Here is a 23,771-nt window from a genome sequence, read left to right as displayed (position 1 = left end):
CCGCCTCGATTAGTGAGGATTGAGACTTATCCGCCTCAGCAATCCATTACATACAGATCAGTCCGAATCACCGCCTCGATTAGAGAGGATTGTAATTGAAACCTGCCGATGACTGACCGAAGGACGGTTAATCCAGGCAACCTGAAAAACAGGAGGTGTTTATGAAATTGTTAGAGTGGGAAGTATCGGAAGATTCTTATCAGGAGCAGATCAATATTCCAAAAGAGATCAGAGCTCTTGCCGGAGAAGAGGGGATTTCAACGGAGGTCAAACAAAGTGCAGCCGTTGAAATACTGAATCTGACCACAGGTGAGTCATATACGGGGCGGCTTGCCATCACAGGGACCCATCAACTTTATCTGCCCGTTGAGATTCAAAAAATGCTGGAAGGAGCCGGCCGGATAAGGATCCGGTTGATATGAGTGGTATGAAAGAGGGTGTCGTCAAAATTCCGATTTCAGAAATTTACCTGGATGAATCCATTTATCCCAGGGAAACGATTGATCACAGGCGCATTGCCGTTTTTGAAGAAAATCTCCGGGATGGATTTGAATTTGACCCCATCGAGGTACAGGTATGGCCGGATCCGGAAAATCCGGCAAAGGTCAGGTACCGGATCCTGGATGGGCGCCACCGGTGGGGCGCGTATAAAAAAACGGGTGCCACCCACATCGAGGTGGTGATTATCACCCTGGACCAGATGGAACCGATCCTGTATGCGGCCCAAATGGCCATCGGGCCCAAACAGCTGACGGAAGCTGAAACACGCAATACGGCACGTCGTGCGTTTCAAAGCGATCCCCGGCTGACCTCTTCTGAAATCGGCCAGGCCATTGGCAGATCCAGGCAGGCGGTTGACAAATATATCGCCGATTTAAGGGCCACGGCTATTTTTGATCTTGAACTCAAAATTTTCCGGTTACATCAACTGGGGATTCCCCAGGACCGGATTGCCAGAAGAGTCGGTCTGGGTCAGCAGAGGATTTCACGCTATTTACGCCTTTTGCCACAAATAGCAAAAGGCGTAAACACGGATTTATCGAAGGGTTTTACCGTCCCGCAGGTGGCGCAAAAGCACGGCTGGCCTGAATCTCTGGTCTGGTCACAGGCGTTGGTAAAAGCCGATGATTTTGACCGGTTCAAGGCACTTCAATGGGGCATCCGGACCTGGGATGTGTGGAATTTCATGGAATGCGACCCCCGGTTCGGCGATGACTGGCCCGGCCGGATCCCGGCCCAGCTGGTGGCGCATATCCTGTATTTCTTCTCAGAGCCCGGTGACCTGGTGCTGGATCCCATGGCCGGGGGCGGGGTGTGTGCCGATACCTGCCTGGCCATGGGCCGGCGATGCTGGAGCCTGGACATGGATGACCGGCCCGAGACCAGGCCTGAGATCGAGCCCTGGTTCTGGGACCCGGAACAGGAATGGGACACCCGGCCGTTTTTCAATACCAGGGAAAAGCCCGCCCTGATCATCTGCGATCCCCCCTATTTTGATAAAAAAGCGGACGCGTATGCAGAAAAGAGCATTTCCGGGTTGTCCAAAACAGAGTATCTCGCCTTTTTAGAGCGGTTTTTGCGTTTTTTAAAACAGATCTCCAGAAAAAACGCCCGGCTGGCGTTTATCAATGCAGACTGGCGGGATTTTCAGAACTGCCCGGCAAAAAAAGAGGATCAGGGCCAGGCGATTTTACTGACCGATTATTATGAGATGTTTAAAAACACGGGCTGGACCCTGACTCATCTCATCCAGGCGCCTATGTCTTCGGAGCGGTTTAACGGCGGGGTGGTGGCTGCCATGCAGAAAAAAAAGATCCTCGGGGTCACCAGCCGGTATGTGATGGTTTTGAAATAAAGGAGGTCAAAAATGGCACGACGAATTTATATCAGTTTTATCGGTACCGGCGATTATAAGCCGGCAACGTACTCCTTAAATAACAGAACAGCTGACGTCTCCCGGTTTGTCCAGTCAGCTGAGTTGCAGATTATTGGCCCGGATTACTTTGACAAGGTTTTTCTGGTCATGACGGAAAGTTCCAGAGAAAAACATTTCAAGGCATTGAGATCGGAATTGATAAAACTGGGCGTTGAAAATATTCATGACATCTCAATTACGGAAGATCTGGAACCGGCCCATCACTGGGGATGGTTTGAAACAATCCTGAGCTTTATTGATCATGGAGATGAATTAACCGTTGATCTGACCCATGGATACCGGATTATCCCCATTGTTTTTTCCACAGCCCTGAATTTTCTCCAGAAAGCCAAGGACATCAAAATCAAGGCGGTTTACTATGGGGCTTTCGAAGCGGGTGTCGATGTGGCCCCTATTGTGGATGCCAAGGATTTTTACGTCATCAATGAATGGACGGATGCCGTCGCAAGACTGGTCGAAGATGCTGATCCCGGCAAGCTGGGCCGCGTGGCACAGAAAGAGGAAAACACCAATTTAAAGGAATTTGACGATCCTGAACTGGTGGCTGCTTTTGACGACCTCACAAAGGCGCTAAAAAATGTCGAAATCCATACGGTTTCGGAAAAAGCCGCCCGGGCTGTGAATCTCATTCGAAAAAAAGAAGCCGGGGCGTCAACGACAGGCAGAATTCTGCTTGAACTGGTCAAGGAAAAATTCATTTCCCTGATCAAGGACAAATCATTCACGGGGCGGTATGACCATGACTATTTTCAACTCCAGCTGGAAATCGTCAAGATTCTGCTGGATCATCAGCTTTTTATGCAGGCCTATACCGTGATGCGTGAAATGCTCGGGTCCTTCGGGTTGATCACCATGAAAAAAAAGGCGAAAATCAGCAATGAAAAAGGCAGAAAACAACGGCGTAAAGCGGAATTGTTCATCCGCATGCTCCAGAATGACGAATCAGAATGGGAATTTTCTGAAGATGAAAAAAAGAATATGGTGCGGATCATGCCTCTTTACAGGGAAATGGAAGCTGCCGGTATTGTGATACGATTGAAAGCTTTGACCGAAGATCTGACTAAATACAGAAACGGATTCGATCACGCCTGGACAAAACACCCCACTGCCTTTGATGATATTGAAAGCAAAGGGAACAGGTTTTTTCAGGAGATCGAAGATATCATACAGCAGCTGGCAGCACAGCATTTTTTTTAATTTTTCGTATTCAGTGCCGTAATACCTGTCAGAAACCCAAAGGAGGCGATTATGGCAACACTGGAATCCGCAGCAAGAATCATTCATCGGCCCGAAACCCCTTCCGTTCCGGCGGTCCCGGCGAAAACAGCTTCCCGGGAGCCGGAAACCGAATCCCGGACCGATCTGTTCACCCAGGACGAACTGTTCGGGGTCAAAAAAGGCCAGTACATCAAAAAAGCCCGGGCCAGGGTATTGGCGGACATCGAATCGTTGTCCGGCAACTGCCGGTGGCAGGATATCGTCAGTCTGTATCATCCCGTGGAAGAAAAACTGCCGGAGCTGGATGAGGCAGGCATGGCCGACATGGTCAAGGAAAAAATCGCGTTCGCCATGGGACACCTGAAACAGTTCGACGATGCCATTTCATTGCTTACTGCCTGCATCCGCAATGACCCGGACAATTTCTACACCCGGTCATCCCTGGCATATACGGCCTACTCGTCCCTGTTTGCCGCCAAAAACCGTGAAATTTTCCTGGCCGGGGCTCCCCGGGCGAGGCGGATCGAGCTGGCTCACGAAAACTTCACCCGGGCCAGAAAACTGCGGCCGGACGGGGTGACCAATTGTTACCGACATGCCATGCTGCACCTTCAGATCCAGAACAAACCCAAACCGGCCCTGCACCTGCTGAACCAGGCCATTGCCAACTGGGAAAACCTGTCGGAACAAGACCAGACCCGGCGGCACCAGGAAAAGAAAAACTATGTCAAATCCCTGTACCGCAGTGCCAGTGTGCTTCTGGCAAACGGCGAGGCATTGAAGGCCCTGGAACGGATTCAGACCTGCCTGAAACAGGATGAATCTTCCCATCACGTATCTGTGTGCTTCAAATATTTCGCTTTGGGCAAAATCCAGTTCTGCCGGGAGGAATACGGCCGGGCCGGGGAAGCCCTGCGGTTCGCCCTGCAAAGCCGGGAGAAAAACCAGCCCGTGGATTTTGTGCATGAACTGCTGGCCCGCACCTGCCTGGCACAGGGCCTGATCGATCAGGCCAAATACACCATCGAGCAGGTCCCGGTCAGGATGCGGCGGCCCTATTTCCGGTGGACGGAGGCGGATGTGCTGTGTGCGGCAGGACGGTTTGACCGGGCCTTGCAGGTGCTCACGGAAACCGCAGACCGGGACAGCCGGTCGAAACATGTGGCCCTGGTGCGCCTGGCCAAAATCTGCTACAGCCGGGGGCAGTTTGAATCCGGGGCTGGACATGCCGGCCGGGCCGTTGATTTCTTCAATGAAAAATGGGGCAATCTTTTTTATGAAGGCCTTTTCTGGCAGGCATTGTGCGCGTTCAAGGCCGGCCGGAAACAACAGGCTGAAACCCTGGTGGCGGAACTGGAGCGGGCATGTCCGAACTTTCCCAAACTGGACCGGCTGGCCGCCATGGTGCGGGGATAGGATGCCATGAAACCATCTGCAACAACACAGGTGCTTTCCGAGACCACCACAAAAGGACGCTCCAAAAACACTGCCCCACCGGGAACAGATTACACCCTGCTGGTGCGGCGCCTGGAAAAAGCCGTGCTGGAAAATCCGGAAAACGCCCGGGTCCGGGAGGTCCTTGCCAGACAAGTCGTGTGGCAGAAGCTCCCCGTGCCCCAGGCCCTGGAATGGGCCTCTCTGGCCCAGATTGCGGGATTGCCGGACACGGCCCTGGAGATCTATGGGTTCCTGACAGAAAATGATCCGGACAATGCCGGGATCTGGGAACCCTATATCCGGTTGCTGGATATCCTGGATTACCGGACGCGGCTGTCTTCGGCTGCGGCCCTGGCCGGCCGGTATCTGACCAGGGAAGAGATCGCAGCCTGGATATCCGGAAAGTCGGAGCCAGCTGACAGTCCTCGACGGATGGACCCGGATCTGGCCGCAGCTGAAGATCCCTTTGCCCGGATGCATGCCTGGCAGGCTTTACTGGACCGTTTCATGGATCTGTTTGCCGGCCGTGATGATGTGTTCGCCCGGCAATGGGCGGACAAAAATGAAGGGAAATCCGGTTATGTGCCCGTGCGCCGGCCCATGGACAAAGCCGATCTGGAAGAGCATCTCAAGGGATTGAAAACCTACGGCATCTATCTGATGGCCCAGGATGCCACGGTCCAATGCGGCATCATCGATGCGGACCTGGTGAAACCGCTGCGCATCACCCCCCGGAAGCAGGCAGACCAGGCCCGGATCAAAAAAGAGCAGGTATACATGATCACCCGGATCAGGGAATCGTCCCGGGAACTGGGTCTGACACCGCTGGTGGAGGTCAGCGGGGGCAAGGGGTTTCATTTCTGGTATTTTACAGACCGGCCCGTGGCGGCCTCTGTGATGCGCAAGGCTTTGGCAGGACTGGTGGACCCGTTGAGAAAAGACCTGTCCTGTTTTGAACTGGAAGTGTTTCCCAAGCAGGACCAGTTGAGCGGCAAGGGATTCGGCAATCTGGTGAAACTGCCCCTGGGCATCCACCGGCTGTCCGGCAAACGGTCTTATTTTCCGGAATGCGTTAAAAAAGAGATCCCGTTGCAGCTGGCGTTTCTGGAAAAAGTTGAAAAAGCGGATTCCCGGAAGTTCACTTCCGGTCCGAAAACGGCTGCCACTTCCAAACTGGTGACCCATCCGAACCTGGAAGCGCTGACAAAGGAATATCCCGGGCTGTTTGAACTTCAGCGCCTGTGCCCGCCCCTGGGGCAGTTGATCGCTCTGGCCAGGGAAGGCCGGGGGTTGCGGGTCAGGGAAGAAAAAATCCTGTTCCAGACCCTGGGGTTTTTGCCGGATGGGAAAAAAATTCTTCATTATCTGTTCCAGCATGATCCGGAATACAATTCGCACATGGTGGATTACAAACTCAGCCGGCTGCGCGGCACGCCTTTGGGATGCAAACGGATTCATTCCCTGACGGCGGCTACCGTGGATTTCTGCGACATCCGGCCGGACCATACCGGATATATCCACCCGCTGATACAGGTCCAGGCCTGGCAGAAAATGGATGAAAAAAAAACGCCGGTTTCCGGCAAGGTACAGAACCTGACCCAGGCCGTTGAAAACCTGAAAATCGCCATCCAGCAGGTGGAGCGGTTTCTGTCATAGGAAAATATTGATCATGGCGCTTCGGATCATTTGAAACAAATCTCAACCCGGTCGGAATCAAGAATCTTCTGATCCACTGTCATAAATGTCAGGTCGTAAACCAGTGCAGTGGCAACGAGAAATCGATCCGCAGGGTCTTGATGCGGTAATTTCACCTGTCTGCTTTGAATGGCTACTTCATGATTCAAAGACGCTTCTTTGAAAGGAATGCTGCCCAGCACCCGTTCGATCCATTCAACCGGATCGGCATGATCGATCCGGATTCTGTTTTTTTCATGAAGCATCAATATTTCCCACGTGGAAATGGGGGACAGCCAAAGGGTGCTGACTGGATCTTCAAGTGCCTTTTTCATTTCATCCGGCAGTTTATCAGAGCCGGTGAGACTCCATAAAAGGATATGTGTGTCCAGCAGTAGATTCATTTCAACACATCCCATTCTTTTTCATCCACAACCGGTTCCAGAATGTCGCCGGTGATTTTTATCTGATCTTTGAAGCTTCCTATCCAGGATCCATTGTTTTCCGTAGCCGGCGGCCGGGTCACCAATGCATAGGGTTTCCCTCTTTTGGTGACGATAACGGATATCCCCGTGTTTTTCACCTGATCTATGATTTTAAGGCAGGTTGCTTTGAATTCCGAGATCGAAATTGTTTGAGTCATGCCATCACCTCCTGTTTTCATAATCATTAACATGGTCAAGTTTTGTGGTCAAGTTTTGTTATTTTTCCTTTTTTATTTTCCTCATCCAGTGCCGTAATACCTGTCAGAAACCCTAAGGAAACGATTATGACAACACTGGAATCCGCAGCAAGAATCATTCACCGGAAAATCGCCATCCAGCAGATGGAGCGGTTTCCGGCATAGGAAAACAATGTGATGGAAAACCTGTATGTCGTGGAACAGGGCAGTTTTCTGGCCAAAAGCGGAGACACCCTGAAAATCGTGAAGCAGGGCACGGTGCTGGACACGGTACCGGCCAAAGACCTGACCAAACTGATTCTTACCGGACACGTGTCTCTCACGGGTCCGGTAATGGATTATCTGATCAGACACCGGGTGGAAACCGTGTTTCTCACCCCCACCGGCCGGTTCCGGGCCAGGCTCATGATCGACGAGCACAGGCATGTAGCCTTGCGAAAGGCCCAGTATGAAAGGTTATCCGATCCGAATGACAGCCTGAACGTCATGAAAATCATTGTTCAGGGCAAACTGGAAAACATGGCCGCTTTTCTGCTGCGCCGGGGGCGGGATTACAATGAGCCAAAGTTGAAAGCCGGGGCTGCGGCCCTGACATCCCTGACGTCATCTTTGAAAGCCGCCAGAGAAAAATCAATTGTCCGGGGCATTGAAGGGGCCGGATCCCGGATTTACTTCAGTGTGTTTCCTCTGCTGATCCGCAACGACGTTTTCTTCTTCAACGGCCGGAACCGCCGTCCGCCCAAAGATCCGGTCAATGCCCTGCTTTCATTTGTGTATACCTTGTTGACAAACGAGGTGATATCTGCCATCAAAACATGTGGACTTGATCCCTATCTTGGGGCGCTCCATGAGATCAGCTATGGCCGCCCGTCTCTGGCCTGTGACCTGGTGGAAGAATACCGGGCTCCCGTTGCAGACCGGTTCGTGCTCCAGCTGCTGAACCGGAAAATGATCAAGCCCGAGGATTTTGTTTACCGTAAACCCGGACAGAAAGTCTATACCGATGAAAAGGAGATGGCATCCAACCGCCCGGTGGAGATGAAACCCCGGCTATACAAAACCTTTCTGGCCGCCTACGAGCAGATCATGCAGGGGCCGGCCGGGCACAGGAATACGATCCAGGCCCAGGTGAGGACATTTGCCGATTTTCTGCTGGGCAAAAAAATATCGTATCGTCCGGTAAAGTTGTAACCGTTCTTTGACAATCTATCATGAAAATAACAGACCTTTGGCAGATTTGATGGGCTGCCATTGAATCTGCGGGAAAAAGATACAAATCCAGCAGGTTATAAAAAATCAGGACATGGGAGGTCTATAATTTTCAAATCTTCAATAAAACCGTTAATTTAAACATGAGGGGAATCGACATGGACTCCGTCTATTTATTAGAAGCGCGATATGTCAAAGATTTTAAGGTGTTTTTAAAATTTAACACGGGTGAGTCTGGAGAGGTTGATTTGAAGGAAACAATATTCAAATATAAAATTGCTGAATCCTTGCGTGACCCAAAAGCATTTTCGAAGTTCTACCTTGACTCCTGGCCTACTTTGGCCTGGGAATGTGGTTTTGATATTGCGCCTGAATCACTCTATTTCATGGCGACTGGCAAATCAAAAATAGAATCTACTTCCGTCGCATAACGAATGCATATATGTATTGAAAAATCAGGTCTTCCATGCCGGACAGGCAAAATTGACTCGGCGGTCCCGCAGGCGGAAAGAGAAAAAATTCTCATATGTTACTGTTCCGAAAATCCGAGTTTTCTGAGTATCTTTTCCAATGGACAGAAGTCCGTAAATCCGGACTGAGTCAGATTCAACCCGACAAAAAGCGTCAGAGCAAACCACCAAGGTGAGTGAAGCAGCCCAAGTAATGCACTGATGGTAACCATAAGCCCCGGTATGATTCTCATTAATTTTTTAACAGTCATATCTTCCTCCTGTGTATCATTTGATGACTATCAAAACTGCATGGAAATGTCATCATTCCTTTTAAGCGACTCGTTAAAACCCCTGACCAGGCCTGGCGGAAACATCTTCAGCTGATCCTTGCTGAATTTCAATTGTGGGAGCCGATCCATTACCAATTCGGCGACGGCCAGAGACTGGGCAGCATCTCTGTTTTTTTTTGCCGGTTCCCTGTCATCTCTCCGGCTGACCCAGAATTTATATAAAGCAAAGGGCCAGGTCATGGCGACGTTGAACCGGTTGGGACTGTTCAGAAATCCGCTTTTTTCTGTTTCTGGTTCAGGTCCCTTTGAAAGGGCTGGACAATCTGTTTCAGGTCTTCTTGAATTCCTTCAAGAAATTCATTGGATTCCGGCATCTGATTTTCCTTTGCAGTTTCAATATTTTATTCAGCCCTGTTTTACACAACTGCCGGAAAAAATTCAATACCATCACACCGCCTTTTCCGGATCCGTTGCACCAAAGACCGGTGGTGACAACTTTTTTATATGGAAAAACAGATGTACAGAACGTTCACGTCGAGGAAACGGCGAGGGGCATGCTGCTCCTGGCATGCAGTGTTCGCCATCACAAATCCGGGTTGCGAAGCTGCGTGTTGTCGGCTATACTTAAATAAAATCAAAATAACGGCGAGGTGGACTATATGACAGCTATAATCGAGAGAGTGCTCAATGATGCGCTGGCCCTGCCGCCCATTGAGAGGGCTGAGTTGATTCGACGTCTTTTCCAGAGTTTCGATGTCTCAGAGGACAATCATATAGATACTGCCTGGACAGAAGAGGTTGAATCCAGGATCGAAGCATACGAAAAAGGGTTGCTCACAGCCTCCCCGGCAGAGGAGGTTCTGGCCAGGATCAACCGGCGATGAGAATACTCGTCCTCTCATGTGCGGAAAACGAATTCGCTGAAGCCGTTGACTACTACAATGAACAACGCCCTGGCCTGGGATTTGAGTTTGCCGGGGAGGTACAACGTACATTCGAGCGGATCCGACACCATCCAGAAGCCTGGCCGGTGTTTTCATGCCGGGCCCGGAGATACCTCACTGACCGGTTCCCAGCATGGTGATGTCTTTGACCACCACATACAGGGCCGGGACAAACACCAGGGTGAGGACCGTGGCGGCGGCCAGGCCGAAATTGATGCTGACGGCCATGGGGATGAGAAACCGGGCCTGGAAACTGGTTTCCGTCATGAGCGGGGCCAGGCCGGCCACCGTGGTCACCGAGGTCAGCAGGACCGGCCGGAACCGGTTGCGCCCGGCTTGGATCACGGCATCGAACACGGCTTCGCCGCTCCGGACTCTGGCATTGATGAAATCGATCAGGATCAATGAATCATTGACCACAATGCCGGACAGGGCCACAATCCCGAAAATGGAGATCATGGTGATGTCCAGGCCCATGATGAAGTGCCCCGAAATGGCCCCGACCAGGCCAAAGGGAATGGCACACATGATGATCACGGGCTGGATATAGGATCTGAACTGGCTGGCCAGCAGCAGAAAAATCACCATGGCTGCCACGGCAAACCCTGTTATCAGGCTTTCCATGGATTCCTGACTCCGCTGGGCCTGGCCTTCCAGGTCATAGGAAACGCCGGGATATTTTCGGGCGAGTTCAGCCAGATAACCGCCTTTCAGGTCCTGGACGATTTTCCGGGCATTGGCCTTTTCTTCATCGAGGTCGGACGTCACGGTGATGACCCGGCGGCGGTCCACCCGCTGGATGGTCGAGTAGCCGCGCTCCGTGGTGATGCCGGCCACCTGGTTCAGCGGAATTTCCCGGTTGTCCCGGGTCCGGATTCTCAACGCGTCGATACTGGCCTCGGTGCTGCGTTCCGGCTCTGAATACCGCACCATGACCTTGATGTCATTTTTTCCCCGCTGTATCTGGAGGACTTCATCCCCGTAATAGGCCTGCCGGATCTGGGTGGCGATATCCGCCATGGTCACGCCTAAGGCTTCTGCGCCGGGTTTGATGACCATCTGCTTTTCCATCTTCCCGGGCCTGAAATCATCGGTGATGTCAAAGGTCCCCGGATAGGTGGCGATTTCCGCCTTGAGATCCTTGACCGCTGCCGCAAGCATTTCGAGGTCGTCTCCCTTCATCCGGATCTCGATGGGACTGCCGCCCGGGCCGCCGCCGATAATGGTATAGGTGAGCTGTTCGGTTCCCAGGATATCGCCGGTCAACTCCCGCCACATGGCCGTGATTTCAGGTGCAGGTATCTCCGGCCGCATGGCTGATGGCTGCACCTCGATCCAGACCTCACCGCAATGTCCGCCGTACACACCGGGTTTCCAGTCCCGCCGGGGAATCACACCCACCATGGAAAAGGTGTTGACAACCAGGTCCTGGCCGCCCTGGACCCGGTCCCTGAAACGATCATTCAGGGCAAAGGCCCCTTTTTCAATCTGCTGGATCGTCTTTTCCGTGGTTTCAAAAGGGGTGCCCAGCGGATAAATGGTTTCACAAATCATCCAGTTGGAATCGTTCTTGGGAAAAAAGGTATACGGCACATGGCCCCCGGCGATCAGCCCCAAACTGACAATGAGGCATCCCACACCCAGGGCCACCGTGAAATACCGGTTTTCAACGCAGTACCGCAATACCGGCAGATAAAGGCGCTGAATCACCCGGTTCAGCGCTTTTTCCACCCGCAGCCGAAGCCAGGCATGCCCGTCTGACAGGTCTTTTCTGACCCACTCAAACCAGAAAAACAGCAGCCCGTACCACCGGGGCCGGAACGGGCGCCGGGGTGTCAGGGTCCCGGCCAGGTGGGCCGGCAGAATCAGGAACGCCTCAACCAGGGAAAGAGCCAGAATACAGATCACAACCTTTGGCATCACGGAAATGAATTTGCCCATGATCCCCTCGATGAACAAAAGCGGGGCAAACGCCACGATGGTGGTGGTGACCGCCATGACCACGGGTCCCCCGACCTGATCCATGGCGGCCAGGACCGCCTCTTTGGGAGGTTTGCCTTCGGAATAATGGGTATAGACGTTCTCCCCCACAATGATGGCATCGTCCACCAGGATGCCTAAGGTCATGATAAACCCGAACAAAGAGAGCATGTTCACGGAGGCCCCCAGGTACTCGAGCACCAGAAACGCCCCCATAAAGGTGATGGGGATGCCCGATGCCACCCAGAACGCCAGCCCCAGGTCCAGAAACAGCGCCAGCACGACAAACACCAGAACAATACCCTGGATGCCGTTTTTCAGCAGCAGATCGATCCGGTCCTGGACCATGTCGGCCATGTTGTACCAGTGGCCCAGTTTCACGCCTTCGGGCAGAGAACCGCGGCGTTCCTCAAGATAGGAGAGCACCTGTTGTGAGATGGCGATGGTGTCCTGGCTGTCCGTCCTTTCGACCAGCACCAGTGCGGCGGGCTGCCCGTTGAACCGGGGCTTGACATCCGTGTCTTCAAACCCGTCTTTCACCTGGGCCACATCCCCCAGCCGGATGGTGGTGCCGTCCGGCCGGGTTAAAACAGGAATCTGCGCGTACTCTTCCCCGACATATTTTTTCCCCTTGGCCCGGACCAGGAATTCCCCGCCCGGGGTCTTAATTTTTCCGCCGGGCAGCTCAAGGCTTCCGGTCCGAACCGCGGCCGCCACCTGGTCAAAGGACAGGTGGTAGGCCCGCAGGCTTTCCTCTGATATTTCCACAGAAATTTCAAACTCTCGGACCCCCACCAGGGAGGCCAGGGAGATGACGTCGGTCTCCACCAGATCATCCCGGATCTGTTCCGCCGTATTCCGCAGCACCCGCTCGTCCACATCCCCGTAAACCGCCACATAGATGGCCGGTTGATTGTTCTTGATCTCCGTGATCACCGGGTCTTCCGCCTCTTCCGGAAACGTGTCGATCAGATCGATTTCCGTTCTGACCTCGTCCAGCTTTTCATTGATGTCCGTGCCGCCCACAAGTTCGATGATCACGGACCCATTGCCTTCAATGGCACTGGAATACATGGTTTTGACATCTTCCAAGCTCTTGAGCTGCTCTTCGATCCGGATGCAGATGCCCTCTTCCACCTCTTCCGGGGAAGCCCCGGGATAGGGGACGGAAATATGGATCATGTCCATTGAAAACTGCGGAAACATCTCGCGTTTCATGGTCATGGCCGTATAAAGTCCTGCAACGATCAGAAACACCATGATCAGGTTGACACTGACCCGGTGCTCCACGGACCATCTGCCCAGGGCTTTCATGGGGTGTCTTCCTGATGATCCGCCGGTTTGACCGTGACCGCCATGCCGTTATAGGCCCCGGGCAGCGGCGACGAAACCACATGATCCCCGGGCGCGAGTCCGGATTCGACAAACACCTGGTCATTGAATTTGCGCAGCACAGAGACCTGGCGGATCTCCAGCCGCCCGTCTTTGACCACATACACCCGGTTGCCCGTGTGCACCAGGTGCCTGGGCAGAACATGAATGTCATCAAAACGTTTCCCTTGTATCCGGCACTGCACAAAAGCACCGGGTTTCAGGGTATCCAATGGGTTGCCGTTGTCCGGCCCTGGATCGGGCAGAATCTCCAGGGTTATGGGAAGGGTCCGGGTTTGATCGTCGATTTCCGCCTTGATCCGGGCCACCCGGGCCGGCCAGCTCCGGGTTTCCTCTGATGCGGCATTGGCCATACGGACCTGCGCTTCCGGCAGCTGGCCCCTGTCAAACAGCGGCTGGATCCATCGGAGTTCCGCCAGAGGGATCCGGACATCCACATCCAGGGCCCCGGCCCTGTATACACGGCCCAGGATCTGGCCGGGATTCACATAATCCCCCTGCTCCACCAGACGCGACTGCACAAACCCGGCAAAAGGGGCCAGAATCCTGGATTTTTCAAGGACCAGGTCCACCTTTTCCACATCGTTTCGGGCCAGGGCCAGGGCCGCCTGTTTCTGGGCCATGAGGGGGCCGGCCAGGGCCATGCGGTTGCGGGTGGTCTGGACCTGGATTTTGGCCGCCAGGTACTGCTGCTGCGCCTTGTCCAGACTGGTTTTTGAGGCAAATTCCCGCTGATTCAACGCCTTGAGCCGCTCCACCTCTTTGGCCGCCAGGTCCATATTGGACTCGGCCAGGCTAAGATCTGAAGACAGATTTTCAATGTCCCGGGCCAGATAGTCGATCTCCGCCTCTGCCTGGACCACCCGGGCTTTTGCCGCAGCCCGGTCCAGGATGGCTGCGCGCCGGTCGATTTCAATGATGACCTGGTCTTTTTCAATCTTTTTGCCTTCCCGGAATGCCGGGTCCATCCTTTCAATCCGGCCGGCCACTTCAGCCGCCACTTTGACGCTGTTCCGGGGGGCCACGGTGCCGAACGCCGCCACCACCATCTGCCGGGTTTCCGGGTGCATTTCGATCACGCGAACCCCGGGAGGGAGCGGTTCGACGGGCTGTCTGTCAGGCGTTTCCCTGAGGCTGTACAGCCAGAAGCCCAGCGCGGATGCTGCTGCCAGAACGATAACAACCCGGACGAACCGGATGACAATAGATACCATGACCTGTTTTCTCCTTATCCGCCTATTCCGGCTGCATGGGGATGTTCCATTTTTTCATGTATTTCCAGATGGATGCCCGGCTCAATCCGGTCTGCCTGGCCGCTTCTGCCTTGTTCCATCCGGCGGCCTGAAGGATGGCCACCAGGCGTTCCCGGGTCAATCGGTGTCCGGGTCTGTGCACGGACACGGCCGGAGGGGCTGACGGCAGTGGGGCCGTCACATCCATGGACCCGGCATTTCCGTGTCTGATTTCCAGGGGCAGGTCTTCGATAACGATTTCCCGGCCGTCACAAAGAACAAACGCATGTTCAACGGCATTGGCCAGTTCACGGATATTGCCCGGCCAGTGGTAATCCATGACCGCCTGCATGGCCTGTTTTGTCATGCTTGTGACGGCTTTGCCCGAGGCCTTGTTGTTCAGATCGATGAAATGGCGGATCAGCAGGGGAATGTCTTCTTTGCGTTCCCGCAGGGGCGGCAGGAAAATGGGAAATACCTTGAGCCGGTAATAGAGATCTTCCCGGAAGGTTCCTGCATCCACCAGGGATTTCAGGTCTTTGTTGGTGGCGGTGATCACCCGGATATCCACTTTGCGTTTCCGGGAGTCGCCCACCCGTTCGATCTCTTTTTCCTGGAGCACCCGGAGCAGTTTCACCTGGATGTACGGGGAGATCTCCCCGATTTCATCCAGAAATATGGTGCCGCCATCCGCCTGCTCAAACCGGCCGATCCGGTCCTGGCCGGCCCCGGTAAATGCCCCTTTGACATGGCCGAACAGTTCGCTTTCCAGAAGGGATTCAGACAGGGCACTGCAGTTGACCGTGACCATGGGCTGGTCCCGCCTTTCCCCGATGGAGTGGATGGCGCCGGCCACCAGTTCTTTGCCTGTACCGCTTTCCCCCTGGATCAGAATGGAGGTGTCGCTGGCGGCCGAGGCTTTGATAAAGGAAAATACGTTCTGCATGACCCGGCTTTTGGCAATGATCCCTCCCAGCCGGTTGAGTTCGCCTAAGCGGCGGGTGGCTTCCTCCATCTTCAGCCGGGTTTTTTTTCAGCTCGGTCAGATCCGTGACCGTTTCAACAATCCCGATGATTTCCCCCCGGGTGTCTTTAATGACCCGGGCGTTTTTGGTGATGGAAAGGGTATGTCCGAGCTTGTGGGTGATCAGGCATTCTGCGGGCACCACCCTGCCGGTTTTCAGAATCCCGCAGTCTGTGATGCCCGAGGGACGGTCCCGGCCAAAGCATTGGTTGAATTTCAGAATGCGGCAATGCTTTCCTTTGATCTCTTGGAATGCATACCCGGTGATGGCTTCCATGGCCGGGTTCCAGGCCACGATCCGGCCATGGGGGTCCAGCACGAAAACGCCGTCTCCGATGGCTTCCAGCAGCAGTTTGACCAGTTCGTTTTTCTGAATTTCCTGGTGGATATGTTTCATGGGCGGATCATCCGGTTTCTGATTATGGGTGTCAAGTAGCGCCACCATCGGCGCCACTTGACGGGTGACCCATTATAAGTAACGGTTGTTCAGATGTCAATTTTTAACAATTCCCAGCAGCGCATGTAACGAAATAAAATAATTTTTTATTTTATTTCAAATAGTTATGATAAATTTATCCGCATTTCATTTCTTTGTGGCATGCTTGTTGTAGTTAATAGTGTCACTGTCGATGAACGACATCAGGCAAAAACCCAAAACACAGGAGAGCAGCCATGAGTAAATTAAACAAGTACATGATGGTTCACAACAACCCGGGCATCAACTGCGAAGAAGTTCAGGCAAACTGGCGGAAACTGGCGGCCGTGGAAAGCGCCACCTGGGTCCGAACCTATTACAATGACGAAAAAGGGGTTCGCTACTGCCTCTGGCTGGCCCCTTCCGAAGAGGACCTGAAAGACATCTTCACGGAAATCGGCATCAGCTGGGAGTCCATTGTGCCGGTGGAAGAAACCGTCCCGGATCTCTGGGGCGAAAAATGGAACGAACACCTGGAAAAAGACGTGGCCGCCGATACACTGGGCAACTGAAAACCACCACCTGGGGTGCCGGCTGGATGATCCGGCACCCCCGCTTTTTTCTGCCGGCGTTTCCACCGGCGTTTGGCAAAATTCCACGGAAATGCCGCCGGATTCACCGCCCGGTCAGGGGCCGGCCCAGACTGTAAATCTCCCCGCAGGTATCAAATTCCCGGACCTGGTCGATGTCATCTACCACAACATCCGCACAAAACAGCCCGTCACGGGTCCGGCCGATATCATTGACCACCACATTTGCCCCCCGCCGGGCCAGTTCCAGGGCATAGGCCCGGCCGATGCCGGCTCCGGCACCGGTCACCAGAGCGGTCTGTCCTTGAAAATCGATCATTCTGTTGCTCCTGTTTGAAAATATTTCATGGCAATTCGCTCATGTTGTATTACATTTTACTTAAACGGGCAATGGCGGCCATTATGCCCCGTCCCGGAAACCCAGCCTTAAAGGAGGCCTGACATGGCTCAGATTCATATCAATCCGGATAACCAGACCCCGGAAACCATCCATTTGTCCATCCCAGAAGATACCTTCAATTTTTCATCCGCCAAGCAGATGGCCAAAGACATGGCTTTTGAAAAATGTGATGCCCCCATGATCCTGTCATGGAAAAACAGCAAAACGGGGGAATCCTATCCCGACTATGAATGCGGGGTATCGGACCGTCCCTTCTGGATCCGGTACGCTGAAGGCAGAGGCGCCAACCTGACCATTGATTTCAATGACGGGGAGTATGTGTTCATGATTTTAAAGATGTAACAGCAACCGGCATCCTCCAGCAGGTCCATCCTTTTTTGATGACATCTGACAAATCAATTGACATTACCTATCACCAACGGTACCCTGTCTGATAGATTGCGCTGGCAACTTTCACATTGCTTGTCAACCAGGGGGATCCATAGCCGGAAAGAACGTCATGACAGAAAAAAATCCCATAAAAACAGTCTATTGTATTTTGTGGATTGCAGCCGCCCTTATTGGGGTGGGTTGCTTTACCCCATATGCTCACCCTGTTTTTGCCGGTGAAGCCGATACCGCCGCCAGGCAAACCATCCGCTCAGGCGCGGAAGTCGACTATCCCCCTTTCAGTTTTGTTGACGAACATGGCACGGCCAATGGTTTCTCCGTAGAATTGATGCGGGCGGCACTGGCCGTCATGGGCCGAGATGTCACCTTTCGCACAGGACCGTGGACAGACGTCCGCACCTGGCTGGAACGCGCTGAAATCGATGCACTTCCCCTGGTCGGCCGCACGCCCGAGCGGGAAGCATTGTTTGATTTCACAGTGCCTTACATGTCTTTGCACGGGGCCATTGTGGTGCGTGGCAATGAAACCGGCATCAGGGACCTGGCTGATTTACGCGGGCGCAAGGTGGCGGTGATGACGGGCGATAACGCCGAGGAATTTTTAAGGCGGGAAGATCGGGGAATTGAGATCCATACCCGACCCACGTTTGACATCACCCTGCAGGAACTGTCAGACGGCAGATATGATGCCGTGGTGGCCCAGCGACTGGTGGCCCTGCGCCTGATACAGAAAGCCGGACTCACGGACCTGCATGTCATAGAGCGGCCGATTGAGGGTTTCGAGCAGGACTTTTGTTTCGCCGTCCATGACGGCGACCGTGACACCCTGGCCCTGCTCAATGAAGGGCTGGCCATCGTCATGGCGGACGGCACGTATCGCCATCTGCATTCCAAATGGTTTGCCGCCATGCAGCTGCCCTCGGATCGACCCATCGTTGTCGGCGGGGACCGGAATTTTCCGCCCTATGAATTCCTGGATGAAAACGGTCAGCCCGCGGGATACAATGTGGATCTGACCAGAGCCATTGCCAGTGAAATGGGTCTGAATATCGACATCCGGCTCGGCCGGTGGACAGAAAGGATAGAGGCCTTAGAAAACGGCAGAATCGATATCATGCAGGGCATGTTTTATTCACCGGACCGGGATCTGAAATTTGATTTTTCACAGCCCCATGCCGTCAGTCACTATGTGGCGGTTGTGAGAAACGGCGAGGGACCGGCACCGGAATCTGTCAAGGATCTTTCCGGAAAACGCATCGTTGTGGAACAAGGTGACATCCTGCATGATTTTGTCATCACAAACGACCTGGACACCCAGGTGGTTGCCGTGGCGGATCAGGAAACAGCCCTGCGCGAATTAAGGGAGGGCAGACACGACTGTGCGCTGGTGTCTTTGATTACGGCCATTTACCTGACAAAAAAACACGGCTGGTCAGATGTGGTCATTGGAAAACAAACCATTTTTGCCGCCGAGTATTGCTATGCCTCCGCCAAGGGCCAAAAAGCGTTGCTGGCCCAGTTCAGCGAAGGATTGAAGGCCCTGGACAACACGGGTGAATACCGGCGAATCCATGACAAGTGGCTCCGCGTTTACCAGGACACGCCCACCTCATTGACCGATGCGCTCCGGTACTCGGCCATCGTCATCATTCCGCTTCTGGTTATCATCCTGCTCGCTGTCACATGGTCGTGGTTGTTGCGCCGCCAGGTCGCTGAAAAAACCAACGCCCTGCAGGAAAGCCTGGACCGGTTCAAATACGTTTTCGAAGCGGCAAATGTCGGAAAATCGATCACACTGCCCACGGGGGAAGTCAATGCCAACAAAGCCTATGCCGATTTTCTGGGGTATGCGCCCGAGGAGCTGGAAGGCAAAAAATGGCAGGTTCTCACACCGGCGGAAGATATCGAAAAAATTGAAATGAGAATCAGCCGGCTGCTGACCGGAGAGAAACGGGCGGATCGTTTTGAAAAACGCTATGTTCACAAAAACGGCACCCTCCTCTGGGCGGATGTCAGTGTCGCTATCTGGCGTGACGACAAAGGAACCCCCCTTTATTTAATGACAACGATCGTTGATATCACTGAACGCAAAAAAGTCGAGGCGGACCACGACAAACTTCAGTCCCAGCTGCTCCAGGCACAGAAGATGGAATCCGTGGGCCGTCTGGCAGGCGGTGTGGCCCATGATTTCAACAATATGCTGGGTGTGATCATGGGGTATGCGCAACTGGCGATTGATAAAACAGATCCTGAAGACTCTCTGCGTGCTGATCTGAAAGAGATCGTCACGGCGGCGGAACGATCCACGGATATCACCCGGCAGCTTCTGGCATTCGCCCGGAAACAGACCATCGATCCGAAAGTGCTGGACCTGAATAACACCCTGGAGAGCATGCTCAAGATGATCCGCCGTCTCATCGGCGAAGACATCGACCTTCCCTGGAAACCCAAACCCGGGGTGTGGCCGGTAAAAATAGATCCCTCACAGCTGAACCAGATCCTTGTCAACCTGTGTGTCAACGCGCGGGATGCCATCGCGGATGTGGGGAAAATCACCATTGAAACCGATAACGTCCGGTTTGATGACGCGTATTGTGCTGACCATGCCGGATTTATTCCGGGTGAATATGTCCTTTTGGCTGTCAGCGATGACGGGCGCGGCATGGACAGGAAAACGCTGGACAATATTTTCGAACCCTTTTACACGACCAAACCCATCGGCAAAGGCACGGGGCTCGGGCTGTCGGTGATCTACGGCATTGTCAAGCAAAACAAAGGGTTTATCAATGTTTACAGCGAACCTGAAAAAGGGACCACCTTCCGGCTTTATTTCTCACGTCATGACGATGTCGTCCGACGGATTGAAGCGGATTCAGCCGAAGAAACTCCGGCCGGATCGGGTGAAACCGTGCTGATTGTTGAAGATGAAACCTCCATTTTGACGCTGACTAAAAGAATCCTCGAACAGTTGGATTACAACATCCTAACCGCGGAAACCCCTGGTGAGGCCGTCGCTTTGACAAACGAACATGACGGTGAAATTCATCTGCTGATCACCGACGTGGTCATGCCGGAGATGAACGGCCGGGACCTGGCTGAAAAACTCCAGGCGGAATACCCGAAACTGAAAGTGCTCTTCATGTCCGGATATACGGCCAATGTCATCGCCCATCACGGCGTTCTGGATGCAGATGTTCATTTCATTCAAAAGCCTTTTTCCAACAAAGATCTCGCAGTGAAGGTGAAAAAGGCGTTGAAGAGGTGAATCGTTTTTCCCCGGGGAAACCGTCCCTGGGAAAAAACTGCCCTGTATTATTTTCAACCGATTTTAGATGATGGTCTGATCCAATGATACTCAAAAAATCAGCAACCGCCATATTTGAAGCAGGTGTCCGGTCAGTGGCACTGATGCCTGGATAAAAAAACAGGTGCGCATTTCCAGCGCCAATGTCACGGACATGCAGATTCTGCTGATGAGTTGGTTCCGGATTTGAAAAGAACCGAACCCTTTCTTCCAATTCGTTGTTCATCTCATTTAAACAGTTAAATTCACGACATATGGTTACTAATTTTTAATTATATTTTAATTTCAATTAGATATAAAAAAATTAAACTTTTAACCGACATTTTCATAAAAATATATTGACAAATAAAATTATTCCAGATAAACGCTTTTTAGTATTTATTAACACTCTGTGAAGGGAGACTAAGTATGAAAAAAGTATTAGCAATCGTTTTAATCTGTGTTATGGGGGTGTTTGCAAATAATGCCTTTGCCAAGGATGTCGTACTGAAACTGGCCCATATCACGGCCCCCGGTGGCATGCTTGACATGAAAGCCCAGAAATTCGCGGAACTGGTAAAAGAAAAAAGCAGTGGCAAAATCACCGTAGATATCTATCCGGCCCAGCAGCTGGGCAACATCAAGGAGCTGCTCCAGGGAATGAGCATGGGTACCATTGATATCGTTCAGGAAGCGGAATCGTTCATGGATACCTTTGACAAGGATTACGCAATTTTTGGTACGCCTTTCATGTTTTCCAGAGAGGAACTCAAATCCAGCGAATATATCAAAGAGGTCAGAGAAAGGGTGCGCAAAAAAACCGGTATCCGCACATTGCCTGGCTTTGCATTCCGGCCGGCCTTTCATTTGTGGACCCAGAAAAGACAAATCATGATCCCTGAAGAACTGAACGGCGTCAAGCTGCGAGTTTGGCAGGCAAAAGCTCTGGTGGATACCTGGAATGGTCTGGGCGCTACCGCAGTTCCCCTGGCCTGGGGGGATGTGTATCTGTCTTTGTCCCAGAAAGTCGTGGACGGCATGGTTCACAATATCGTCCAGGTAAGGGATGAAAAATTCTACGAACAGCTGGATTTCTGCACCAAACTGGATTTCATGCAGCTCTATGACGTCACCTGGATTTCCGATATCAAATGGCAGACGCTGTCGCCCGAAGACCAGGCAGTATTGAGCCAGGCAAGCGAAGAATGCGCTGAATGGTTTGTGGATTATGGACAGAGTCTGGAAGCAGAAGCCCAGCAGCAGATGGAAACGGCCGGGGTCACTTTTGCGGTTGCCGACCGGGACAAATGGACACAGAAAGCCGGCATGGTTCACAAAGAACTTGAAAAAAGCGGTCTGTGGTCTGAAGGCCTGCTCGAAAAACTAAACAAATAACCCGGGAGGTATCATGGGTTTACAGGGGTTGAACCGGAAACTGGCAGGGCTGCTGGATTGGGCCATCGGGTTGATCATGGGCGCCGTTGTTGCCATTCTGTTTGTGGGAGTGATCATGCGGTATGTCTTCAATGCCCCGCTGTTCTGGTCTGAAGAGGTGGCGGTGATGGGACTGATCTGGATGACCTTTCTGGGCGGGGCTATCCTGATGCGTCAGGACAAAAACGTGTGCATCACCCTGTTCAGCGATATCTGCCCTGCCCCCGTGGGCCGGTTCATGAAAATCCTGTCCGGCGTACTGGTTATCCTCATGCTGTGTATCATGATCTACCAGAGCTGGCAGCTTACCGGCCGGCTGGCCCATGCCACCACCCCGGCACTGCGGATAAAGGAATCCTGGTTCGGTTGGGCCATGATCTGCGGGTTTGTTATCATGCTGTATTACCAAATACTGCACCTGATTGCCCTGTTGAAAAACAAGACCGCCTTTCCTGAAACAGCGGACCAGGACCGGGGCTGTGTCTTATGAATGCCATCATTTTGATCTCGGTTTTAATGATTCTGATGGCCCTGCGGGTGCCGGTGGTGTTTTCTCTGCTTTTATCCTGCCTTTTCTATGTGACATTCCTCAAAGAGATCCCCATGATCATACTGGCCCATCGGATGCTGGGCAGTCTGCAGATTTTTCCACTGCTGTCACTGCCCCTGTATATCCTGGCGGCGGATATCATGAACTCCGGCCGGATCACTGAAGAGATGTTTAATCTGTCTCGTTCGCTGGTGGGCCATATCCGAGGGTCTATGGGCCATGTCAATGTGGTGGCGTCCATGATTTTTGCAGGCATGAGTGGTTCCATCACCGCGGATACCGCCGGTCTGGGCAAGATTGAAATCCCCATGATGACCAAGGCAGGGTATGACAAATCCTTTGCCGTGGCCGTGACCGGTGCCAGCTCTATTATCGGTCCCATCATGCCCCCTAGCATCCAGATGATCCTGTATGCAATGATCGCCGAGCAATCAGTGGGCCGGTTGTTTGTGGGCGGGGCCATCCCCGGAATGGTCATGGGACTCGCCATCATGGTCACCATCTATTTTTATGCAGTCCGCCGCAAATATCCTTACGATGCAAACCGGGCTCCCTGGGCGGAAATCTGGAAAAGTTTCAGGCGGTCCGTCTGGGCCTTAATGACCCCGGTGATCATTCTGGGAGGAATTGTCACCGGCATCTTCACTCCTACGGAAGCCGCAGTTGTGGCGGTGGTGTATGCCTTTGTCATCTCTTTTTTCGTCTACCGCACCCTGCAATTGAAAGACATGTTGAAAATGATGGTGGGTTCGGCTGTGACCTCCGCTCTGATACTGGTCATCATGGGAGCGGCCTCGGTGTTCGGGTGGATTGTCACCATGGAAAATATCCCGGCCCTTATCCGGGATTTTATTATGGCCACCACGGACCAGCAATGGGTGGTGCTGATCATCCTGAACCTGGTGTTTCTGGTTGCCGGATGTTTTTTTGATATCTGCGCCATCATTCTGGTGTTCACCCCCATGATACTGCCTGTGCTGACCGCTTTTCAGATCGATCTGGTGCATTGGGGCGTGGTGGAAGTACTCAATGTGTGCATCGGGTTTCTGACCCCGCCGTTCGGGGTGGGCCTGTATGTGCTCAGTGATTTATCCGGCCTGAGTGTGAGCCAGGTTATGAAAGCAGTGACCCCGTTTCTGATTCCACTGTTGATCTCGCTGACATTGATCACATTTTTTCCGCAGCTGGTCCTGTGGCTGCCGGAAATTGTATTTGGATAGGCACAGGGCATCCTATTTT

General features: G+C 53.0%; 22 protein-coding genes and 1 pseudogene. 15 read left to right on the top strand and 8 right to left on the bottom strand.

The window, feature by feature from the left end:
* The first annotated feature begins 161 nt into the window (after positions 1–161).
* Genes DPO_RS17440 through DPO_RS17420 form a run of 5 tightly spaced genes read left to right on the top strand, consistent with a single transcriptional unit; the run spans position 162 to position 6,247 of the window.
* Positions 162–422, top strand: coding sequence for a hypothetical protein (locus tag DPO_RS17440; protein WP_006965564.1), 261 nt, complete (start codon positions 162–164; stop codon positions 420–422).
* The gene (locus DPO_RS17435; protein ID WP_006965563.1) at positions 419–1,855 is read left to right on the top strand and encodes a DNA methyltransferase; all 1,437 of its coding nucleotides are present in this window, start codon (positions 419–421) and stop codon (positions 1,853–1,855) included. The genes DPO_RS17440 and DPO_RS17435 overlap by 4 nt, the downstream gene beginning before the upstream one ends.
* Before the next feature lie 12 nt (positions 1,856–1,867).
* Entirely contained in the window at positions 1,868–3,133 is a 1,266-nt protein-coding gene (gene csx2, locus DPO_RS17430) for a TIGR02221 family CRISPR-associated protein (RefSeq protein ID WP_006965562.1), read from the top strand.
* 51 nt (positions 3,134–3,184) lie between these two features.
* Positions 3,185–4,570, top strand: a complete 1,386-nt coding sequence (locus tag DPO_RS17425; RefSeq protein WP_006965561.1) for a tetratricopeptide repeat protein — start codon at positions 3,185–3,187, stop codon at positions 4,568–4,570.
* A 6-nt stretch (positions 4,571–4,576) separates the two neighbouring features.
* On the top strand, positions 4,577–6,247 hold the full coding sequence (locus DPO_RS17420) for a CRISPR-associated primase-polymerase type A1 (protein WP_006965560.1): 1,671 nt from the start codon (positions 4,577–4,579) through the stop codon (positions 6,245–6,247).
* A 26-nt stretch (positions 6,248–6,273) separates the two neighbouring features.
* Here DPO_RS17420 and DPO_RS17415 read toward each other — a convergent pair whose 3' ends face one another.
* On the bottom strand, positions 6,274–6,669 hold the full coding sequence (locus DPO_RS17415; RefSeq protein WP_006965559.1) for a type II toxin-antitoxin system VapC family toxin: 396 nt from the start codon (positions 6,667–6,669) through the stop codon (positions 6,274–6,276).
* Positions 6,666–6,908 carry a type II toxin-antitoxin system Phd/YefM family antitoxin gene (locus tag DPO_RS17410; protein ID WP_006965558.1) on the bottom strand — a complete coding sequence of 81 codons (243 nt, stop codon included), beginning with the start codon at positions 6,906–6,908 and terminating at the stop codon, positions 6,666–6,668. Before DPO_RS17410 ends, DPO_RS17415 begins: the two co-directional genes overlap by 4 nt.
* A 216-nt stretch (positions 6,909–7,124) precedes the next feature.
* On the opposite strand from DPO_RS17410, the gene cas1 reads away from it, so the two are divergent.
* Both cas1 and DPO_RS17400 read left to right on the top strand, forming a co-directional pair.
* Positions 7,125–8,138, top strand: coding sequence for a CRISPR-associated endonuclease Cas1 (gene cas1, locus DPO_RS17405; RefSeq protein ID WP_006965557.1), 1,014 nt, complete (start codon positions 7,125–7,127; stop codon positions 8,136–8,138).
* A 176-nt stretch (positions 8,139–8,314) separates the two neighbouring features.
* A complete protein-coding gene (locus DPO_RS17400) occupies positions 8,315–8,587 on the top strand; it encodes a DUF2442 domain-containing protein (RefSeq protein ID WP_006965556.1) in 273 nt (90 codons plus the stop codon).
* A 98-nt stretch (positions 8,588–8,685) separates the two neighbouring features.
* Here the strand turns inward: DPO_RS17400 and DPO_RS17395 are convergent, their stop codons facing one another.
* Both DPO_RS17395 and DPO_RS26765 read right to left on the bottom strand, forming a co-directional pair.
* Positions 8,686–8,877, bottom strand: coding sequence for a YgaP family membrane protein (locus tag DPO_RS17395; RefSeq protein WP_006965555.1), 192 nt, complete (start codon positions 8,875–8,877; stop codon positions 8,686–8,688).
* A 30-nt stretch (positions 8,878–8,907) separates the two neighbouring features.
* Positions 8,908–9,138 carry a GSU2403 family nucleotidyltransferase fold protein gene (locus DPO_RS26765; RefSeq protein ID WP_006965554.1) on the bottom strand — a complete coding sequence of 77 codons (231 nt, stop codon included), beginning with the start codon at positions 9,136–9,138 and terminating at the stop codon, positions 8,908–8,910.
* On the opposite strand from DPO_RS26765, the gene DPO_RS25565 reads away from it, so the two are divergent.
* Both DPO_RS25565 and DPO_RS17385 read left to right on the top strand, forming a co-directional pair.
* A complete protein-coding gene (locus DPO_RS25565; protein WP_160166907.1) occupies positions 9,137–9,526 on the top strand; it encodes a hypothetical protein in 390 nt (129 codons plus the stop codon). The two genes, DPO_RS26765 and DPO_RS25565, sit on opposite strands and share 2 nt — an antisense overlap.
* Positions 9,527–9,557: 31 nt before the next feature.
* Positions 9,558–9,782 carry an addiction module protein gene (locus DPO_RS17385; protein ID WP_006965552.1) on the top strand — a complete coding sequence of 75 codons (225 nt, stop codon included), beginning with the start codon at positions 9,558–9,560 and terminating at the stop codon, positions 9,780–9,782.
* A 174-nt stretch (positions 9,783–9,956) separates the two neighbouring features.
* On the opposite strand, the gene DPO_RS17380 is transcribed toward DPO_RS17385, so the two are convergent.
* From DPO_RS17380 to DPO_RS17370, 3 genes and pseudogenes are all read right to left on the bottom strand, one after another.
* Positions 9,957–13,136, bottom strand: coding sequence for an efflux RND transporter permease subunit (locus DPO_RS17380; RefSeq protein ID WP_006965550.1), 3,180 nt, complete (start codon positions 13,134–13,136; stop codon positions 9,957–9,959).
* Positions 13,133–14,428: an efflux RND transporter periplasmic adaptor subunit gene (locus DPO_RS17375; RefSeq protein ID WP_006965549.1), complete on the bottom strand. Its 1,296-nt coding sequence runs from the start codon at positions 14,426–14,428 to the stop codon at positions 13,133–13,135. Before DPO_RS17375 ends, DPO_RS17380 begins: the two co-directional genes overlap by 4 nt.
* Positions 14,429–14,450: 22 nt before the next feature.
* A pseudogene (locus tag DPO_RS17370) lies at positions 14,451–15,867 on the bottom strand (sigma-54 interaction domain-containing protein).
* 275 nt (positions 15,868–16,142) lie between these two features.
* Between DPO_RS17370 and DPO_RS17365 the strand changes: the two are divergent.
* Positions 16,143–16,457, top strand: coding sequence for a DUF4242 domain-containing protein (locus DPO_RS17365; RefSeq protein ID WP_006965547.1), 315 nt, complete (start codon positions 16,143–16,145; stop codon positions 16,455–16,457).
* 103 nt (positions 16,458–16,560) lie between these two features.
* Here DPO_RS17365 and DPO_RS17360 read toward each other — a convergent pair whose 3' ends face one another.
* Positions 16,561–16,794, bottom strand: coding sequence for an SDR family NAD(P)-dependent oxidoreductase (locus DPO_RS17360; protein ID WP_006965546.1), 234 nt, complete (start codon positions 16,792–16,794; stop codon positions 16,561–16,563).
* A 123-nt stretch (positions 16,795–16,917) separates the two neighbouring features.
* On the opposite strand from DPO_RS17360, the gene DPO_RS17355 reads away from it, so the two are divergent.
* The 5 genes from DPO_RS17355 to DPO_RS17335 all read left to right on the top strand — a co-directional run bounded on the left by DPO_RS17355 (position 16,918) and on the right by DPO_RS17335 (position 23,752).
* Positions 16,918–17,217, top strand: coding sequence for an AF1514 family protein (locus tag DPO_RS17355; protein ID WP_006965545.1), 300 nt, complete (start codon positions 16,918–16,920; stop codon positions 17,215–17,217).
* 157 nt (positions 17,218–17,374) lie between these two features.
* Positions 17,375–20,530 (top strand): transporter substrate-binding domain-containing protein, encoded by a 3,156-nt coding sequence (locus tag DPO_RS24090; RefSeq protein ID WP_006965544.1) that lies wholly within the window; start codon positions 17,375–17,377, stop codon positions 20,528–20,530.
* Positions 20,531–20,977: 447 nt separating this feature from the next.
* A complete protein-coding gene (locus tag DPO_RS17345; protein WP_006965543.1) occupies positions 20,978–21,943 on the top strand; it encodes a TRAP transporter substrate-binding protein in 966 nt (321 codons plus the stop codon).
* Positions 21,944–21,956: 13 nt separating this feature from the next.
* A complete protein-coding gene (locus tag DPO_RS17340; protein WP_006965542.1) occupies positions 21,957–22,472 on the top strand; it encodes a TRAP transporter small permease in 516 nt (171 codons plus the stop codon).
* Positions 22,469–23,752, top strand: coding sequence for a TRAP transporter large permease (locus tag DPO_RS17335; protein WP_006965541.1), 1,284 nt, complete (start codon positions 22,469–22,471; stop codon positions 23,750–23,752). Before DPO_RS17340 ends, DPO_RS17335 begins: the two co-directional genes overlap by 4 nt.
* The last annotated feature ends 19 nt before the right edge of the window (positions 23,753–23,771 follow it).

Source organism: Desulfotignum phosphitoxidans DSM 13687 (assembly GCF_000350545.1).
Classification (GTDB): Bacteria; Desulfobacterota; Desulfobacteria; order Desulfobacterales; family Desulfobacteraceae; genus Desulfotignum; species Desulfotignum phosphitoxidans.
The sequence above is the reverse complement of the archived record's forward strand: the minus strand, read 5'-3'. Positions and strand labels throughout refer to the sequence as shown.